The sequence below is a fragment of the Victivallis lenta genome (genome assembly GCF_009695545.1).
Classification (GTDB): Bacteria; Verrucomicrobiota; Lentisphaeria; order Victivallales; family Victivallaceae; genus Victivallis; species Victivallis lenta.
In genome coordinates this window covers 102,868-122,433 of sequence record NZ_VUNS01000007.1, presented here as the reverse complement: position 1 = coordinate 122,433, position 19,566 = coordinate 102,868, and the positions used below count along the sequence as shown (strand labels likewise).

Below are 19,566 nucleotides of genomic sequence, written 5' to 3'. Positions count from 1 at the left end.
GCGGTTGAAACTTCAGGCGATGGAGACGACATGCATCTGACGCGCGCGCAGTTGAGCTGGATCTGCTACGACATGGCCAATGCGGCCTTCGCACTGATCGTGCGCACGGTTTATGCGCCGCTCTTCTTCAAGGATTATTCCGCCGCCGGAATGAATCCGACGCTGGCGACCAGCATCTGGGGGTATGTCAGCGCCGGCGCCGGACTGGCGGCCGGACTCCTCGCCCCATGGCTCGGCAGCATCGCCGACGCGAACGCGGGACGCAAGCGTTTTCTCGCCGCCTTTCTCGGCATCGGAGTCGCGGCGACGCTCGCGCTCTGCTTCACCGGGCGGGGTGATGCGGGGCTGATGCTGATTTTCTACTTTACGGCGCTCGTCGCCTACATGGGCAGCAACTCGTTCTACGACGCGCTGCTGCCGGACATCGCGAGCCGCGGTTCGTCCGACAAGCTCTCTTCGCTTTCCTATGCGTGGGGCTATGTCGGCGGCGTGATTCCGTTTCTGGTCTGCCTCGGCGTTTCGCTGCTGCTGAAGGACGCGGTCACAGCCGCCATCCGGTTCGCGTTCGTGGCGGCGGCGGCATGGTGGATCGCGCTGGCGATCCCGATGTTCCGGTTCGTGAAAGAGCGGAAACGGAAGGAGGTGCGCCGGGCCAGTGCGCTGGACGGGTTCCGCAAACTCTGGCGGACCGCCAGCGAGATCCGGCAGCACCGCGACGCGGCCCTGTTTCTCGTCGCCTACTTCCTCTACATCGACGGAGTCGGCACGATCCTCATGATGGCGGCGCCGATCAGCGTGGATATCGGCATCCCGCAGGGATGGCTGCTGCTGACGATCCTCGCCTTGCAGTTCCTCGCCTTTCCGTTCACGATTCTGTACGGGGCGCTGGCGAAGCAATACGGCGCGCGGAAAATGCTGTATGCGGCGATCGGCGTATACATCCTGATCGCCGTCCTGGTCGGACTGATTCCGCTCTTCGACACGCCGGGGGCGAAACGGGCGCTTTTTCTCACCGCCGCGTTCCTGATCGGCACGTCACAGGGGGGAATCCAGTCGCTGAGCCGCTCGTTCTTCACGCGGCTGATTCCGGCCGGACAGGCGGCGGAATTCTTCGGTTTCTACAATATTTTCGGCAAATTCACCACGATTCTCGGGCCGCTGCTGGTCGGGCTGGCGGGCTGGCTCTTCGGATACAGCGAAATCGGCATCGCGCTGCTCGGCATCCCGTTCCTGCTCGGCGGCTTCCTGCTCGGGAAGGTCCGGCTCCCGGCGGAACGGAAGGGGACGGCACATGGTTGAGTACATCATCAAACGGCTGATCCTGGCCTTTTTCACGCTGCTGGCGATCCTGCTGGTCAGCTACGTGCTGCTGCGTCTCGCGCCGGGCGACCCGACCCGGAGCAGCATGTTCGGCAGCGATTCGGCCGGCAGCGCGCTCGACGCTTCGAAGGGCGCGCTCGCCCGCAACACCGCGATGCGCGAGAAACTGAACCTCGACAAACCGGTTCTGGTCGGCTTCTGGCTCTGGCTGAAGGAGGTCGCCCAGGGCGACTTCGGAACCTCGGCCTCGGTCGACCCCGGCCGCCCGGTGACCGAACTGATTCTCGACCGGCTGCCGGTGACGGTCAGCCTGAACGTCTGGGCGATTCTGCTGACTTATCTGCTGGCAGTCCCGCTCGGCGTTTATGCGGCCGTCCATGCCGACAGCTGGTTCGACCGGGGTTCGGCATTTCTGCTCTTTCTGCTCTATTCGCTGCCGGTCATGTGGGTTGCGCTGCTGCTGCAGTCAACGCTCTGCGACGGCGGCAAATGGCCGCTCTTTCCGCTGAAGGGGCTGACGCCGGCCAACGAGGATGCGCTGTCGACCTGGCAGCTGCAATGGGAAATCCTGCGGCACTACATGCTGCCGGTGCTCTGTTTGACCTATGCGAACTTCGCGGGACTTTCGCGCTACGCCCGGAACGGCATGCTCGAGGTGATCCACTCCGACTACATCCGCACCGCCCGCGCGAAAGGGGAATCCGAAACCGTAATCATCTGGAAACACGCGTTCCGCAATGCGCTCATCACGCTCATCACCCTGTTCGGCGGCCTGCTGCCGACGCTGGTGGCGGGAAGTCTGCTGGTCGAATACATCTTCAATATTCCGGGCATGGGGACGCTGTCGCTGCTGGCGCTGTCGAGCCGCGACTACCCGCTGCAGATGGCGCTCTTCGCGTTCACCGGGATGCTGACGCTCGGGGGGATCTTCCTCTCGGACATGCTCTATCTGGCCGCCGATCCGAGAATCAAGCTGCATACGAAATAACCGCCGGGAGGGACCTGCCATGCTTCGACTGCTTCTGCTGAGTTTCTGTTCTTCGGCCGCCATCCTGCTTCCGGCGGCGGAGCTGCGGATCGCGCTTTTCACTCCGGCGCAGGGCGACGCCGCCGCCTTCCGCAAGCTGGTCAACAGTTCGGTGATCGGAGCGCCGGCCGGTCAGCTCGAGCGGCTCAAGGCTGCGCTTTCCGAAGCGAAACCGCAGCCGACGCCGCCGGTCACGCTGCTGACCGACGGCCTGAAGGGGAAACGGGTCGAATCGGGCCGGAGCGGGAATCTGAACACCCTTGCCTTCGCCGACCCGGCGAAGCGGCAGCTGCAGATTCTGGTCTGGAACACCGGGTCGACGCGAGGCTTCGCCGAACTGGTCATGGCCGACGCCGGCCGCTTTTTCGGATCGAAGCGGGTCGATCTGCGGTTAAAGCTGCTGACGACTGACGAGAAGGAGAAACAGCCGAGTACGGACCGCGGCGACCATGCGATTCTCGACGGCGCGTTGAATTTCGGCATCCCGCTGCCGCCGGAATCGGCCGCGCTGCTCGAACTCGCCCCCTCCGGACAGCTCGAACCGGACGAAACCGCCCCGGCCGTCTCTGCCGAAACGGACCGGAAGGCCGCCGAACTGCCGCCCGGTGCGCGGAACGAGTTCGCGGACCCTCATTTCCTGCGGCACCGCACTACCGGCATGAACGGCGGCGTCTACGTGCAGTTCCAGGGGGAGTTCTGTCCGGTTTCCGGCGGCGGCCTCCGGATCGACGCGGGCCGCTCGCTTGCGCTGCGCGTGCTGCGCGTACAGGGAAGCGGCCGCTTTTACGCGTATTACGAAGCGCGCGCGACGGAAAGCGTCAAGCTCGTGCTCGAGGTGAATTTCATGCAGCGCCAGAAGCTTCTGGCCCGGCGGAAACTGGTCGCCGAGCCCGGCAGGGAGTGGCAGCGCCATATGGGTTCGTACCCGATCCCGGCCGGAACCACGCACGTCAACTGCACACTGACCGGCGGTCCCGCCGAAGTCCGGGGACTCGGCATCACGAAATGAACCTTTCTCCTCCGCCGCCGTGCCGCCGGGAGCGCCTTCCGGCGGCACGGCATGAAAATTCATAATTTTTTCGCAGTTTTCGTCATCGCCTCTTGACTTTTGCGGTATTTTAGGTCATAATAAAAGAAATGAAACGTTTGGTTATTTTGATAAAAAGGGTTTACGTTAAAAAAATGAAACGTTTGGTTATCGATTTGCAGATGTATTCTTCAAACAATCGGGAGGTCAGGGTATGAGCAGGAAACACACATTCACACTGATTGAACTGCTGGTAGTGATCGCGATCATCGCAATCCTCGCATCGATGCTGCTGCCTGCGCTGAACCAGGCGCGGGAACGGGCGTACAGCACGAACTGCATGTCGAACCTGAAGCAGATGGGCGGAGTACTCCAGCTGTACACGACATCCAATAACGATTTCCTGTTTCCGGTCGATACCTCCGCGATGGATTACCACTGGGCGCGCCGGATTTCCACGATGGTGGGCGAGCAGCTCGGTTATAACGCCAAAGCGAGCGGAACCGGGAAGAAGATTCTGCTTTGCGTCACCGGAATCCGGGTTTCGGGCGGGGGGAACAACCAGTGGCTCTCCTACTGCATGAACCGGCGCACCTGGCCGGGACACGGGGGAACGGTGGACTTTCAGAAGGGAGCCAAAGTGACCCGGGTGAGCAATTCCAGCCGGGTCACCCTGATCGGCGATGCGAGCTTCTGCACAGGCGGCTGGTTTTCCAACGCTCTGATCGATCAGCGCGACATGGGATTCTGGCACGGTTCGTCCGCCACGAAATCCGCCGGAACCACGGCCGACTGGCAGCCGGCCGTACAAGGCACCGGTTTCGGCAACTTCCTGCTCATGGACGGTCATGTCGACCGGATTCCGAAAACCGACATCGGCGAGACCTCCGAATCCAAATATACTTTCATTCCCCGGTAGGGACAAGGGAGATTCCGCCATGAAACAGCTCCTGGTCATTCTTGCCTGCATCGCCGTGTCTGCGGCGGAGGCGGCTCCGGAATATCTTCCGCTCCTTTCCGGCGCGCAAATCCGGGCTGAAAAGCTCGGCAACCGCTGCACCTTCTCTGGCGCCGGACTGGAAAGCAAGCTCATCCCCGGCGCAAATTCCGCCGTCTGGAACACCGTTGCGGGGAAAGGCGAAAAAGAACGCTGGTCCGCGCTCGGCATCGAATTTCAGAATCCCCGCACCGCCGCTCCGGCCGGCTTCCGGCTGGAGGTCACGCTGCCGCGGCCGGTCAGGCTCAACATCGAGCCGCGGATCAACAAGACGCCCGGCAAAGGGTTCTGGGCGACCGAATGGCTCGGGCGCCGCAGCGTCGAGCTCTCCGCCGGAAAACAGACGCTCGAATTCACCTGGGGGGACCTGAATGTGAAAAGCGCGGACTGGAACCGGGTCAACGCCGTCACCTTCTCCGTCGCGGAACCGTACCGCATGGAGCTTCACTCCTTCGGGCTCCTCTACCCGGAACCGCTCGCCGCCGACGCTCCGGTCGTTGTGAACTGGCTCGATGCCGCCGAGGGCGCCGTCAACCCGGTCGCCCGTCCGTTCGATAAATTGACCGGCGTGTTTTCCCTGCGCGGCGGCGGCGGCCTGACCAGCCGTCTCGAAGAAACCGTCGTGGACGGCGTAAAAGCCGCACTCTGGCAGGTGCAGGGAAAACCGGGCGCAAAAGGATGGGCGGTCTACGGCTTCGGTTTTATCGACCCGATCGATCCGCCGCCCTCCGGCCTCCGGTTCGAGGTGGTGCTGCCGGAGGAGACGGCGTTGACGCTGAACGTCTGCAAAGGCTTTTCCCGTGAAAAGGGTTTCTATGCCGCAAAAAAATCCGGGCAGTCGCGGAAAGTCGTTCTGCCGGCCGGCCGGCAGTTCATCGATTTCGACTGGGCCGCATTCGGAGTCCCGGAACAGGAGCGGGAGCTCATCAACTCGGTCGAATTCGTCGCCGGTGAAGCCGGGAAGGAGATGGCCATACTGAAGGTGGACATGATTTTTGCCGATGCCGGAAAAGCCGCGGCTTACCGATTGACGCGCGACCGCAAGCTGAACCTGGTTCAGCGGACGATGCTCGAGGCGCTCGAGGCGCGCGGCGTCCCGTGGCGTGCCGCGCTGAACGGAAAGACTCCGCAGGAGATCGAACCCTGCCTCTGGACCGGCATCATGCTTGCCGCACAGCGCGAGCAGCTGAATTATTTTAAAACACTGTTTGACCCCGAAACCGCCGGGCGGCTGCTGGCGGAAAACGCGGTTCTCATCGAAACCGGAAAACAGGGCGGTTTCAACGGCCTGCGGCAAAAGAGCGAGGAGCTCCAGAAATCGGCAGATGCCTATGTCGACGCCGCGCTCGCATCGCTGCCGCCCGAAAAACGCCGTTTTGTCTACGATCCCGTAACAGAACAGTTCCGTTACCCGGACGGCCGTGAGTTTCGGATGTTCGGTCCCCATTTTTTCCGCGCGCTGTACTCTCCGGGGCTGAACCAGTGGCGGCCGTGGGACATGCGGTATCTCGCCGGGCTCGGTTTCAACGGAATCCGCCTGCACGTGATCTGGCAGAAGCTCGAGCCGGAACAGGGAAAGTTCGACCCGGCCTTTCTCGGCATGCTGAAGGATATCGTCCGCGAGGCGGAGCGCTACGGTTTCGGTGTCAGCGTGGATCTGCACTGGCCGTATCCGGACTGGTTCAACCGGGGAAAACCGGGGTATGAACTCAATGGAAAACTCGCCAAGGCCAATTCCTATCACTGGCCGGAGGCGCTGGAAGATTCCTGGCGCCGCCTCGGCGCGGAGTTTGCGGAGCTGCCGAACATCGTCGCTTTTGAGGTGCCGACCAATGAAACGCCGATCGGCAGCGACAGGGACGGCCTGGCCGCCAGCCGCTACCTGCTGCGGCGCTGGAACGAATTTCTGAAGAGCGAATACGGAACCCGAGAAAACCTGCAGGCGGTCTGGGGCGCCGCGGCCGACGGAGCCGACCGTTACGGACTCGCTCCCGGCGAGAACTGGGACGACTGCACAATCCGCCCCCTCGGTTTTCAGGATGACGCTTCGCCGGATCAGGCTTATGAGTCGAATCCGCGCTTCTACGATCACCTCCGGTTTGCGGCGATGATGCAGAAGGAGCAGTCGGGCCGGATCGTCGCCGCTTTGCGGGAGACGCGCCCGGAAGCATACGGCATGTTCCAGCGCACGATCGGCGATATGTGGGACCGCAGTCCGGTTCCGGTCGATTACCGTGCGATTCTGACCTCGGTCGGAGAGCATGTCCTGCCCGGCACGCACTACAATATGGGCGGCGTGCAGGCACGCAAGGCCGCAACTCTGACGCGCGGCAGCTATGACTCCGAACAGCAGATGGAGGGCAGCCGCAATGCGGTCGAACGCCACGTCGCGCTCGGGCTCGGCTTTTGCCCGTTCGCCTTCCATTTTCGCGGCGGCGGCGGGATGCTGCTGGCGGATGACGACTGGCATCTGAAACCGGAGGTCGGCTATCTGCCGAAGCTTGCATCGCATATCCGCACATTCCGCCCGGTTCCGAAAACCGGCCCGGCGGTCGCGGTAATCGTCAACGCCCGGCTCGAAGCCTCGACCGGGGCGAAGCTCGGCGACCTGATTGCGCAGCTCGAAGAACGCGGCTGCCGGGTCGGCGTCTTTGAAACGCTGCGGATCATCGACGAGCCCGCGCTGCTGGACGGCTATGCGCTTGCGGTCACGGCAACGGATTATGCCGACCTGCGGCTTCTGGATGTGCTGCGGAACCGCTTCAAAGGCAAAGTCCTGCTGAACGGAAGGCTCGACTTGGATTCCTACGCCCGCAGGCAGGATGCCGGGCTGCCGGCGTATCTCGTGAAGAACGGCCTCCTGCTGAAGTCCGGCCCGGTCCGGCGCGCGGCGGAACATTCCGGGCGCATCGATCTTGCCGGAAGCTGGGAATTCATTTTTCTCGGGCCGCAGGAGAAGGCTCCGGTCGCTCCTCCGGCCGGCTGGAAGAAAAGCGAAACGGTGAAAGTGCCGGGGATGTGGGGCGAAACCGGCATGACCGGTTCTCTGCAATACCGCATCGGCGACGGAGCCTGCCGCCGCAGTGTCGTGATTCCGGCCGGCTGGAAAGGACGCCCGCTCAAGCTGAAACTCGGCGCCGTCGATGATCTCGACTGGGTTTTCTGGAACGGCAAACTGATCGGGCATACCGGCGAAAAGACGCCGAACTACTGGATGGTGTCGCGCGAATATGCGATTCCGGAAGACGGAACGAACTTCGGCGGAGCGAATGAACTGGTCATCATCGTGCGGAATCTGCGCGACGATGGGGGGATCTGGAAGGCTCCGATCGAAATCACCGGCAGTGCTTCAGGCCGTTTTCTGCCCGCCGGCGGCGGCTCGATGGCGGCGCCGTGCGGCGGCGCGACTTCGCTGGTGGTTCCGGAGCAGCTCGCCGACGGCTGTGAAGTCCTCGCCCGGTTCCGGATTCCCGGTTCGGCGGGAGAAAGCGCCGCATTTGTCCGGCAGGGCCGCTTTTACTGGTATTTCAGCGATCAGGAGTTCCATGCCGAAAATCCTGCCGACCGGTATGTGCTCGACCAGGCCGTCGGCTCGGTCAGAAAATAAATGGCGCCAGGAGGATATTGCGACGTATAATATTGAGTATGTTATACTTGCCGATATTCTTCTTCATAATTCATTTCCTTTGCAGTTAATAGGTTATGGTCATCCTTACAGCACATTGTCCGATCCATGTCGCATGGCTTCGCGGCTGCGGGCGGCGCTATGTTCCGCCCGTATGCCCGGTGCTGCATCCTGATTCCCCATCCGGGGCTTCGGGCACTTTCCGAGGAGGCCGCCGCCGCCGGACCGTGCAGTTCGTTCTCCGGCGCCGCGGGGCTCCGGCAGCGCTTTTCTTCATCGGGCCGGCTCTCCTTTTTCACATACTCAATATTATGCGCAACACATTTACGCTGATCGAGTTACTGGTTGTTATAGCGATCATCGCAATCCTCGCATCGATGCTGCTGCCGGCATTGAATCAGGCGCGTTCCCGCGCTCACGCCGTCAAGTGCGCCGGGAATCTGAAGCAGTTCGGCATGGCCGAGGCGATCTATTCGACGGCATATGACGATTTCGTGGTTCCTCTGCTGCTGAACAACAGCTGGGACAATGCGATGCGCTGGTGCAACAATGCCGGCTTCCTGCAGGCGCTCGGAGCGAGCATGAAAAGCACGTATGACGACGGCAACGTCAACCTGAATACCGGCTTCTTCTGCCCGGCCAAGCCGGCCGACCGCAACGCCAACAACTATACCGGACACTGGTATGCGAAGAACATGCACTATCCGGGCGTCGCGGCCAGCGACAGCTTCCCGTCCGGGACGGACGCCTCGCGGCAGAGTTTCAAGATCACCTCGCTGGCCCGGCCCTCGCTGCGCATGAACATCGTCGACGGCGTCGGCACCTTCGTCCGTTACAACGACCCGAAGTACATGATTCCGGAGAAGGGAGACAGCAGCGGCTACTGGATGGCCTTCCGCCACCACAATTACACGCTGAACGCACTGCTCTGGGACGGCCACGTCGAAACGCTGAACCGCCGCCAGCTCCACGATGGAAACTGGACGCAGCAGCCCGGCTGCCCGATTTTCGACCGCTGGATTCTCTCCGCCAGATAAGGAATATGCAGATGAAGAAATTTCTGACAACCGTATTTGCGGCAGCCGCCTTTGCAACTCCCCTCGCCGGGGCCATGTATGAGAACGAGTTTCCGTTCATCATCCGCGAACCGGCGGCCGATTCCGTGGTCAACGTCTCGTTCCTGAACCACAAGCCGGCCGGAAAGCACGGTGTGCTGCGCGCCGTCGGCGGGAATTTCGTCTTCGAGGACGGCACGCCGGTACGCTGGTTCGGACTCAACGTGGTCGACAACCGCGTCTTCAACATGTACGCGCCGGAAACGGCGAAAACCGTCGCCCGGAAGATGGCCGCGCTCGGCATCAATATCGTGCGCATCCATCATATGACGGCCGGCTGGCAGAATGCCGCGCCGTTCTTCAAAGACCGTGCCGAAAGCACGCTCGAATTCAACGACAGGGCGCTGGAACTCCTCGACCGCTTCACGGCAGCACTGAAGGAAGAGGGGATCTATGTGACCTGCGAGCTGCCGGATTCGTCGCTGGAACCGGCCCTCTCCGAAATTCCGAACGGCACGCGCGAGGGGTTCGACCTCAAGTTGCTGATGCTGTTCGACCCCGAAGTTCAGGCGTATGTGAAAAAATATGTCCGCGCTTTTTTCATGCGGCCGAACCGTTACACCGGCAGGAGCCTCTTCGAGGACCCGCAGTTCGTGATGCTCGGCGTCGTGAACGAGGTCGCCTACAACTATCACCCGAAGGGACTCGCCGGGCTCAATCCGTACTACACAGGCAAACTGAGGCCGAAATTCCGGGAGTATCTGAAACGCAACCGGCTGCCGGAACGGGAACTCGACCTCTCGCTGAACGACGATGCTTCCGCGAAGTTCTGGAACGAAACGATGGCGGAGGGATACCGCATGTGGCGCGATTACGTCCGTTCGCTCGGTTACCGGGGCGTCATCAGCGGTTCGAACGTCGGGGAGAACTTCTACCATACGCAGCCGTCGCTGGCCGGGGATTTCATGGACGCCCACCTCTACTGGGGCTACGCGCCGTGGTCGGAGGGCAATGTCCGCATTCTTTCCGGCGGCCGCTGGAGCCCGCTGCTGAAGAAACCGGTCAACGAGTCGCGCGAAAAGGAGAAATACACGAAGGACCTTTTCGCCCGGTTTTCACTCGCCTCCGTGGCCGGAAAGCCGCTGATCTCGAGCGAACACCGCACCGCGAAGGGCGGCGCGACCGCGTCGCTCGGAGCGAACCCGATGCAGTACAACGAGTACCGCGCGGCGGGACTGCCGTTTTTCTCGGCGGTCCATGCGTTTCAGGAGTGGGACGGCTTTTACCTCTTCGCCTCGCAGGGAACCGAGCAGCTGAATCAGTACGAACGCATGGGGCACATTCTCGACGTGCGGCACGACACGACTTATCTGGCGACCTTCCCGCTCTCGGCCTGGCTGCTGCGCGGGGGAGCGGTTGCGCCGGCCCGGCAGCGCGTGCTGCTGAAGGTCTCCGAAAAGGATATCCTCTCGACGAAGAAGTCGCCGTCGTTCTTCAGCGATCTCCTGTTCAACACGCCGGAACGGCACCGGCTTGAGCTTGCCTACCCCGGGACCGCATACCGCCCGGAGGATTACGCGCAGGTGTTCGACTATGCGTCCTCCTGCGACCGGAAGCTCGATGACATCGGCCCGGTCATCGAGTCCGATACCGGCGAATTCCGGCGGAACTGGGAAGAGGGCTACTGGGTGCTCGATACGCCGTCGGCGCAGGGGGCGGAAGGCTTCTTCGACCGGACCCGCCGCTTCGAGCTGAACGACATGACGCTTGAGATGGAGTCTCCGTTCGGAGTCTGCTTTCTGGCCTCTTTCGGAGAAGCGGAGATCGCCGGGGCGAAGCGCATGATGTTCCTTGCCGCCGGAGAGTGCGGCAATACGCTTGCGCCGGGAACCGATCCCGCGCCGAACGGCTGGTGGCTGAAAGGCGGGAGCCCGGTCGTTCTGAAGCCGGTGGCCGGAACGCTCCGGCTGAAAAGCGGCCGCTGCGATGTCTGGATTCTCGGCGAACACGGAGAACGCAAAACGAAAGCTGCGGAAAAAACCGACTGCTTCCGCTTCGACACCGGCCGCGACAGGACCGTCTGGTACGAACTGGCCAGGTGAAGGGGAGAGACGATGCAGGCGCGGTTTTGCCGGACAATCCGCAGAAGCATGAAATTCCTCATATGGCTGACTTTAAAACCGCAAAGGAGAAAAATTCAAAAATGTCAACAGAGAATGCTTCCGAAACCGCTCCGCTCCGCCTGACGGCGGACGAGTTGTCGATCGCGACGGGCAGCCCGGAAAAAAGAACGGCCGTCATCGATTCCCGGGCGGTCCCGGTCTGGACCTTTTCCGGGAAAGACGCGGATCAGTCTGTCGCCGGAACCATCTCCCGCCTGCCTGCGGATTGCCGCGGAGTGAAGGTCGAAATCGTCGTGGCCGCTGCGGGCGGGGCGGAAAACTCCGGACTCGAAGACGTATACCGGCTGCATCTGTCGCAGGGAGCGGGCAAAGCGCCGGAAGACACATGCGAAGAGCATATGACGCCGGTCCGCACCGCGCTTTCCGCCGCGCCGGGTCTCCCCCGGACGATCGAACTGGAGTCATACTGCGCGACGGACCCGGACCGGCCGCTGACCGTGCGGATTGAGCGCTGTCCGGGGGATCCGGCCGATACCTGCCGATGCCCGACGGACCTGCTTCTGGTCCGGGTCACGCCCGTGAAAGCCCCGGCCGCGCCGTTTATCGTCGAAGATGCTCCCGGCTATAATTCGTGGCCCATGCTCCAGGCGATCGGCCCGAAGCTGGTCTGCGCCTACAGCCGGGGGCGCGGGCACGACATCGTCGAAAGCTGCCGGGGCGTCTACGCCCGAACCTCCGGGGACGGCGGGAAAACCTGGTCGCCGGAGACGCTGATCTCGAACGCGCCGGACTGCGGCGAAGTCACCATCGGGAAAGGGCTGGACGCCGACGGCGCGATGCTTCTCTGGGTGCGCTGCTGGGGGGCGAAGCGGCGTCATGATCTCTACCGTTCGGCGGACGGAGTGACCTTCACCCGCATTGCGACCCCGGTTCTGGACCCGATGCCGATGCAGATCACGGATATTTTCCCGGTCCCCGCAGTCGGGCTGATGGCACTCTGGTTTGCGGGAAATTACAGCGACGACGGACAGAATTCATGGGGCACGCTGACCAGCAGCGACAACGGCGCGACCTGGAAACAGCGTGTCATCGAGTCCGGACTTCCGAAGTCCGAATGGCCGACCGAGCCTTCGGCGGTCTGTTTCGGGAACGGCAGAATCTTCGCCGTCGCGCGGACGGAATGTCTGGAAAACACGACGGAACGCGCCCAGTTCCAGCTGGAGTCGGAGGATTGCGGCGCAACCTGGACCCGCTCCAGAACGAACATCGGAGATGTTGCCCTCTCCACCCCGAGCCTGGTCTTTGACGAGGCGACCGGGCTTTTGAGCAACTACTACTTTCACCGGGGCAGAGGCGTCCTGAAACGCCGCGTCGTAAAGCTCGACCGCATCATCGGCAACCCGCTTGCCTGGCCGGAGCCGGAGCCCGTCGCCCTCGGCAGCACGGCCTTTCCGGATGCGGGAAACGTGAATGCCTCGGTGATTCAGAACATGCATTTTCTGGCGTACTATTCCGGTACGGCACCCGACACCTTCGTCGCGGTGTCGGCGGCGGCGGCCCCGGCCGGCGCAACCGGCGAAAATGCGGTGCCGGGAAAACAGGACTGAATCCGAATCCTCCGCCGGAGGCGCCGGGAAGCAATTTCCGGCACTCCCGGCGTGGCTGTCTCACGGGTCTTTATGAAAAAACACAGTGTCGTGCCGACCGCGTTCCATGCTTCGGGAACCCGGGTCGCCGTTCTCTCCGCCGCCCATTTCACGGCGGATATGCTCGGCGGGCTCCTGCCGGGATTTCTGCCTGTCGCGCTGAAGTATTTCAGAATCGATCTCGGCATGGGAGTGATCATCCTCACCTGCATGAGCATCGGATGCAACCTCATGCAGATTCCGGCCTCCCTGCTCGGCCGTGAAACGCGCACTCCCCGCCTGCTGACCGTCGGTCTTGTGATGGCGGGAATGATTGTCCTCCTCGCGGCGATGCCGGAAACCACTCCGGTCATCGTGCTCTGCCTTCTGATGGCGGCCGTCGGCGCGGGAATAGCGCTTGTCCACCCTCACGGACTTCGCGGAACCCAGCATATCGGCAGGATCGCCTCCAGCATTTCCGTGCCGGCTTTCATGACGGGCGGCTTCCTCGGCAGCGCGGTCGGCCCCTGGGTCAGCGCACTGCTGGTCGGCAGTTTCGGGCTGAAGGGACTTTACTGGATGGCTCTCCCCGTTCTGGCCGTCATTCTTGCTTTGCGCCTGAGCAATGTCAAGCTCGCGCCGGATCGTCATGCCCCTTCTTCCGACAGAAGCCCGGCGGGGAAAAATGCCCCGGCCGCTCCCGGAGAGGATTGCCCGTGGAGCTTCCGGAGTTTGTGTCTGATCGCGACCCTGCTGAACACGGGGACGCTTGCAATTCAAGCCCTGCTGCCTTCTTATCTCGTGACACTGGATTTCACCCTTTCTTTCGGCGGCTTCAGCGCGATGCTGTTCGGTGCCGGGTCCGCGGCCGGGTCCATTGCGATCGGCTTTCTGGTCCGGAAATACCGGAACGCCCCGTTTGTTCTGGGCGGGCTTGTGCCGGGAATTCCGGTTGTGCTGCTCTATTTTCTGTTCGCCGGGCACCCGGCATCCTGTCTGCTGATCATGCTCGGCGGGCTGCTGGCGAGCTCCTGCTATCCGCTGCTGGTTTCCATGTCGCGCCGCGCGGAAGGAACTTTGCCGATGAGCGCGCGCATGGGGATTATCGTCGGCGGAACGTGGGGGATCGCCGGAATCGCGTTGCTGGCGATCGGCCAGATCGCATCCCGGATCGGCCTTGCTCCGGTCATGCATCTTTCCTGGATTTTTTATTTGCTCTCCCTGATTGCCGCATTGCTGACCAGGAACGGAAACGCACGCAGCCTGCCGGTTCCGGGAAAATGATTCCGCCCCGCCGGCAGCCCGATCAATCCCCGCAGCCTGTCAAGTGAAAAACCCGGAATCCGGTCGCTTCGTGTCTTCGGCGGCCCGCGGCGTTCAAAGATTCTCCGCCGGCTTCTCCGCCGCGATCGACTCCAGCAGAGCGACACGTTCCTTCCGGCTCATCCCGCGAATATGCGCCAGGAGTTCCAGACTGCGCGGCGCGGGTTTGTTCCCGCCGCGCTCCCAGCTCCGGATCTCTTCGCCGCTCACTCCGAAAAACTCGCCGAAAACGTCCCGCTTCAGCTTCCACTTTTTCCGGAGTCTGGCGATATCCTCCGCCTCAAACACCGCCGTGCTCTTTTGACCGGAAACGGCTTTCCCCTGTTTCTCCGGCTTTCCGGCTTCCGGTCCGGCGAGCTCCTTTTTCAGCTCGGCGATCTGTTTCCTGAGCGGCCGGATCGCGGCTTCGACCTCTTCCCGCACCAGCCGGCGAAGCTTGTCATCCACTTTCGATTGATTGCCCGACATCGTTCCGTCTCCCTGTCAGTTGATGCTGCAATTTCCCCATTTCTCCCCGCTTTATTCTACCACGGGACGATGGACACGGCAAACGGCATAACGAAAGTCTAATACAATCCTAACGGAAAAGGCGCGCTCCTTCCCGAAGAAAAAGCGTCAGTTCCGCTTGCCGGACCGGTTTGCTTTACTTCAGGAAGTCGAACTGCCGGAGCGTCAGGGTTCCGGCGGCATCACCCTCAGCCGGAATTCCGATCGGCCCGATATGTCCCCAGCGAATCCGGGCGGCGGTCGGAATGTCGACCGGAGACGCGGCACTCCAGCCGGTCCGCCGGAACTGCGCGAGCGGGACGATCAGCTCGCCGCCCCCGGCCGCCTCCTCCGGCAGCGGCAGCTCATACGAACAGCTGACGCCGCCCTCCTCCTGCAGAACGCAGAGCAGTTTCATGCCGGCCGGAATTTTCCCCGTGTAAGCGAGGCGCACGAACCGCGCGTCGGCCGGAACGCTCCCTTCCGGCATATGGTTCCGCAGATAGATCCAGTTGTGCTTTCCCGGAACCGCAGTGAAATTCATAGTAATTCCCGTCGCGGCATCGAACGACTTCTCCGCCCGGCTCTCGTCGTTTTTCGAAAAGTCCCAGCCCGTCTTCGGGTTGCCGACCGTCCGCATGGCGGCGGAGCCGAGCAGATTCACATAACGGTGCTCAAGGCCGCCGCCGTCCCCTTCCCGGGCCGTTTTCACGACGGGCGGCAGAACAACCGTCCGCCCGTCGAGCTTCGCGCCGACCGGAATCGACGCGGGGTCGCCGCCCGGGTCGAGCGGAATCTCGCCCATCGCAATCCCGGCCGGAAGCTCGAGCGTCCGGCCGGCCAGCCCGACACGTTTCGGCCGCCGCAGCGCGCTCCAGTAGAACACCTTCGGTTCGAATGCCGGAGAGGCCCACTTGCCGCCGCCGTAAACCGGAGGCTTGGAAGCCGCCTCGGCCGGAGCCCGGAACGGATAGGCGACGATGAGCTTCTCCTTCACGATCTCCGGCTGTTTTCCGCGTTTGAACCAGTCGTTATAGAAGGCGACCACATCGAGCAGTTCGCTCCCTTTGTTCGCGGAGGGCCAGATGTCATGGTCCTCGCCGAGATCGTTCCAGGTCATGACGATGATTTTCCGCGCCCCGGCACGCAGGGCGGCCAGGTAAGTATCGTGCAGCCGGGAAAAATCAGGCTGGGTGTAGTCGCGCCGGATTCGGTGATATCCGCTGCTGACCGTCCAGTAATACGGCGTTATCCTGAGGCGCCGGGAGATGTCGGCCTGATACTCCGTCATGAACGGCGCGGGGCCGGCCGGGGCGAACAGATAGGCGGCGTCGGCCAGGCCGTCCCAGTCGCCGTCCCTGCCGTGCGGCCGAATATCGGAGACGAAAAAGAATTCGTCCCCCTTCTCCCGCAACAGCTTCCAGACTTCGCGCCAGCCGCCGTCCGGCATCGGCGCCCCCGGAACCGGCGAAGCTTTCAGGTTGTAGACGCAGTCAGTACCGAAATGGACCACGCCGTCGACGCCGTTCACCTTCCACGCCGCCGGCGACTCCGGAATCATCCCGAGCGCGGCATGCAGGATCTTCACCCACTCGTCCCGGGTGATGCTGCGGTACTGCGGATAGCGTGCCGACTGATTGCCGACATCCGCGAAGATTCCGAGCTTCAGATTATTCTCCTCCGCCGCCTTCATCCATTCGAAATAGTTCGAAAAGTAGTAGAACGGTTCGTTCGTGAAGGTCAGCGCCTGCGCCGGATCATAGTCCGGAATCGGCAGCATGTCGAAGAAAACAAGATCAAACCCGGATTCGCGGATCCGCTTCATATGCTCCCGCGCCGCGGCGAGTTCGAGCGGCAGATATCCCTCCTGTCCGTACAGCACGGCCTTCTCCGGCAGCGCGGTCAGCGGCAGCGGATAATTCTTCGCCTCGCGGCTGTTCTTGTGCATGCGGTAATCGTACGAGTTGAGCGATTCGCGCGCCACCGGGCTGATGAATGAGAGCACAACGACCGCGGTTTCACGCTCCGGCAGTTCCGGCGCACCGACCGCGCCGGATGCCAGTGCGAACACCGCTCCCAGAATCAGCAGAGTTTTCTTCATTTTCTCACCACCACGCAAAGTAGATTTTTTCGGAATTGTAGAGCTCGAGCCACTTGTGATATTCGACGTGGCCGTCCGCAAAACTGACGTTCGCTCCATCGCCGTGCCAGTTGGCCGGCTGCTTGACGTTGTTGCCGAGCCAGTCGATATGGGTGCGGAGCCGGGTCTCCGCCGCAGTCAGCGGAAAATCGTTGACCCGGAACTGCATCGCATCGGAAAGGACGATCCGCTTCGAAACCTGCGAAGCGTTCCCCCGCAGTCTGGTCCGTTCGCCTCGATTGTATCCCCATCCATAGCTCATCTGGGGATTGAGCCAGGTGATCGGCCCGAGCGAATACGGCGCATACCCGGCGCCCCAGCTCTCCCCTTCGCACATTTCGGATTTGACCGACGGGCAGGTCCAGACGCATTTTGCATTGTACCTGACGCTTCCGGCCTCCTCGGAGCGCCATTCGACCGGCGGCAGGTAGACGGCCAGCATATTCGTCCACCAGCGTTTATCGGTCACGTTCGAAGCGCCGCCTGCGTTGATGACCGGGAAGTAGCCGTGGTTGTCGTTGCGGTAGAAATCCACCGCCGACATGATCTGCTTCAGATTGCCGGTACACTTGACCGTCCGCGCCCGCTCACGCGCCTGATTCAGCGCCGGCAGCAGCATCGAAGCCAGAATGGCGATGATCGCAATAACCACCAGAAGCTCGATCAGAGTGAACGCACGTGACCTGATTTTCATGGGAAACCTCTTTCGTTGAAAGTTAAAGGTTGTCGGGCGGTAAAAGCGGCGATACCGTTTCTCCCGGAACCAGTTCCGGCTCAACGGTGAAACAGCGCGGCGGCAGGCCGGGCTCCTGCATTCTCCGCCGCAGGGCTTCAAACGCAAGCTCGGCGTGCCGCCGGTAGGAGACGCGCACCAGCGAGAGCCGGGGGCGGTAGAAGCGCGCCTCCTGCCGGTCGCCGATGCTGAGGATCGAAAGCTTCTGCGGGACGGCCAGGCCGCTGTCCGCCGCGGCGGAGATGACACCCCACGCGACCGCAAGCGGCAGCATGAGCGCGGTGAAGGGCAGGTCTTTCCCGTTCACATACAGATAGTCGTAAAACGCCTGGTGAGGCAGCTCGTAGGCCTTGACCGGAATCCGGATTTCCATCCGGTCGACCTCCTTCGCGGAAAACCGTTCCAGCATCCGCAGCCGCCAGTTCCGGTAAAAGGTCTCGGTCTGGCGAAGCAGCTTTCCGCCGCGCTCTTCGACCTGAGTCATCAGGCCGATCCGGCAGTGCCCGAGCCGGCGCAGCTCCCGGATTCCGGCCTCCGTGCAGGCGTCGCCGGTCACCGAATCGAGGCCGTACGGCGTTGCGTCGAGCCCGAGCACGACGACCGGCGTCGTTCCGGCCCGGAAACGGACCAGCATCTCCTCCGGAAGATCCGCGAGCGGCGCCGGCGGCACGAGCAGCAGGTAGTCGCAGCTCTCATACGCATCGACGACCGTCCGGTCCTCCCACGAGCGGCAGAGATGGAATTTCGGCAGCACTCCGTTCTCCCCGGCGATTGCAGTGAGGATCATCATGAGGTCCGCATGTTCCGGCGTCTCCCAGGCGGGGACGACGATTCCGAGCGTCTGCTGCATCCGGTGCAGCGGCACGTCGCCGCGCACATAAGTGCCCTTGCCCTGCACACGGGTCAGAAAGCTGTCATCAACCAGTTTCCCGATCGCGCGCCGAACCGTCATATAACTGACGCCCAGCTGCTTCGCAAGCTCCCGCTCCGACGGGAGCAGGGAGTTCCGCCGAAAATTGCCGAGGTCGATCTGCCGCAGAATCTCCTGCTCGACCAAGCCGGTCTTGCCGCCGTTGAATTTCTCAAAATTGTCTATCATTGCTATCTCCATTTCGATATTAATTATAGCATACTGCTAACAAATATCCAAGCGCCGATCCGACTTTTTTCGATTTATTTTGAAAACGGGGGCATTCGAGGCGCTGCCGGCGCGAATATTCCGGCAGAGAGGAACCGAGACGGCAGACTATCCGAGTTCGGCGAGGCGGGATGGATACGTCTCGTCCCGCTTGAGTCCATACCCGTAGGTCAGGCTGTCGCCGAAGCAGACGATCCGGGCGGACGGGAGAGCATATTGCCGGATCGCATCATCCGCGCAACGCGCGACGGCCCCGGCTCCTTCCGGAGTCAGATGCAGACCGTCGGGGACGCCGCTGTTCGAGAGGTTCCGCAAATACGATTCGGGAACTTCGTCGACCGGACGGCTTCTGACCACCGCTTCGAAATCCGCCAGCGGAACGCCGAGACTCCGGAGATGGGCGTTGACCGGGGCCAACCGCTCCTCCGGGGTTTCCGGAAACTCCGCGATGGGCGGAAACTGCGTGAAGAGATACGGCTTGTACTGCGGCGGCAGGGTTCCGATCAGCACCTTTGCACCAATCACGCGGATACGGTCGAGCAGTTCGGCATAATTCGCCCTGAATTCCGCCGGTTCGACGGTGTGGCCCGGATAGAGCCGGTCGTTGACGCCGGCCCAGAGGATAACCAGATCCGGCGCGCGCATGGCGACATCCCGCTGAAAACGCGCCAGCAGTTCGCGCGTCGTGTCGCCGGGGATTCCGGCATTGAAAACCCGTCTCATAAACCATACCTCAAAACAATCGAAAATTCGCACACACAAAAGGCGGCAAAGCCGCCGACGGCACCGGCACCCTGCCGGTCGGGGCTCGGGATGAAGCGCCCCCGACCGCCGGAGGCAATGTACGCGCAGCGTACACGGTCTGAGCCCGGAGGGCGACAGACCGCGCCCCGGAAGGGGCGCCTCCCTCTTCCGGCCAATCACACTGTCAGCCCGCATTCAACCAT

At 62.3% G+C, this 19,566-nt stretch carries 14 protein-coding genes; 9 read left to right on the top strand and 5 right to left on the bottom strand.

From position 1 onward, the window contains the following. The first annotated feature begins 30 nt into the window (after positions 1-30). The 9 genes from FYJ85_RS08630 (at position 31) to FYJ85_RS08590 (ending at position 14,083) form a co-directional block, all read left to right on the top strand. Positions 31-1,299, top strand: a complete 1,269-nt coding sequence (locus tag FYJ85_RS08630) for an MFS transporter (RefSeq protein WP_154417911.1) — start codon at positions 31-33, stop codon at positions 1,297-1,299. Beyond that, entirely contained in the window at positions 1,292-2,308 is a 1,017-nt protein-coding gene (locus tag FYJ85_RS08625; RefSeq protein WP_154417909.1) for an ABC transporter permease, read from the top strand. Before FYJ85_RS08630 ends, FYJ85_RS08625 begins: the two co-directional genes overlap by 8 nt. 19 nt (positions 2,309-2,327) lie before the next feature. After that, positions 2,328-3,356 (top strand): hypothetical protein, encoded by a 1,029-nt coding sequence (locus FYJ85_RS08620; RefSeq protein WP_154417907.1) that lies wholly within the window; start codon positions 2,328-2,330, stop codon positions 3,354-3,356. Between the two features lie 232 nt (positions 3,357-3,588). Then, positions 3,589-4,293, top strand: a complete 705-nt coding sequence (locus tag FYJ85_RS08615) for a type II secretion system protein (protein WP_154417905.1) — start codon at positions 3,589-3,591, stop codon at positions 4,291-4,293. 19 nt (positions 4,294-4,312) lie between these two features. After that, positions 4,313-7,978: a cellulase family glycosylhydrolase gene (locus FYJ85_RS08610; RefSeq protein ID WP_206213055.1), complete on the top strand. Its 3,666-nt coding sequence runs from the start codon at positions 4,313-4,315 to the stop codon at positions 7,976-7,978. A 329-nt stretch (positions 7,979-8,307) separates the two neighbouring features. Next, positions 8,308-9,033, top strand: coding sequence for a type II secretion system protein (locus FYJ85_RS08605; protein ID WP_154417901.1), 726 nt, complete (start codon positions 8,308-8,310; stop codon positions 9,031-9,033). Between the two features lie 11 nt (positions 9,034-9,044). Further along, positions 9,045-11,153: a hypothetical protein gene (locus FYJ85_RS08600; protein ID WP_154417899.1), complete on the top strand. Its 2,109-nt coding sequence runs from the start codon at positions 9,045-9,047 to the stop codon at positions 11,151-11,153. A gap of 101 nt (positions 11,154-11,254) precedes the next feature. Then, the gene (locus tag FYJ85_RS08595; protein WP_154417897.1) at positions 11,255-12,781 is read left to right on the top strand and encodes a sialidase family protein; all 1,527 of its coding nucleotides are present in this window, start codon (positions 11,255-11,257) and stop codon (positions 12,779-12,781) included. Positions 12,782-12,853: 72 nt separating this feature from the next. After that, the gene (locus FYJ85_RS08590) at positions 12,854-14,083 is read left to right on the top strand and encodes an MFS transporter (protein ID WP_106053588.1); all 1,230 of its coding nucleotides are present in this window, start codon (positions 12,854-12,856) and stop codon (positions 14,081-14,083) included. Positions 14,084-14,176: 93 nt separating this feature from the next. Here FYJ85_RS08590 and FYJ85_RS08585 read toward each other — a convergent pair whose 3' ends face one another. From FYJ85_RS08585 to FYJ85_RS08565, 5 genes are all read right to left on the bottom strand, one after another. Then, positions 14,177-14,590, bottom strand: a complete 414-nt coding sequence (locus tag FYJ85_RS08585; RefSeq protein ID WP_154417895.1) for a helix-turn-helix domain-containing protein — start codon at positions 14,588-14,590, stop codon at positions 14,177-14,179. 175 nt (positions 14,591-14,765) lie between these two features. Beyond that, entirely contained in the window at positions 14,766-16,709 is a 1,944-nt protein-coding gene (locus FYJ85_RS08580) for a glycoside hydrolase family 71/99 protein (RefSeq protein WP_154417893.1), read from the bottom strand. Between the two features lie 4 nt (positions 16,710-16,713). Beyond that, on the bottom strand, positions 16,714-17,442 hold the full coding sequence (locus tag FYJ85_RS08575; RefSeq protein WP_106055732.1) for a prepilin-type N-terminal cleavage/methylation domain-containing protein: 729 nt from the start codon (positions 17,440-17,442) through the stop codon (positions 16,714-16,716). 22 nt (positions 17,443-17,464) lie between these two features. Then, entirely contained in the window at positions 17,465-18,580 is a 1,116-nt protein-coding gene (locus tag FYJ85_RS08570; protein WP_206213054.1) for a GntR family transcriptional regulator, read from the bottom strand. A 147-nt stretch (positions 18,581-18,727) separates the two neighbouring features. Next, the gene (locus FYJ85_RS08565) at positions 18,728-19,342 is read right to left on the bottom strand and encodes an SGNH/GDSL hydrolase family protein (protein WP_106053593.1); all 615 of its coding nucleotides are present in this window, start codon (positions 19,340-19,342) and stop codon (positions 18,728-18,730) included. Positions 19,343-19,566 lie beyond the last annotated feature (224 nt).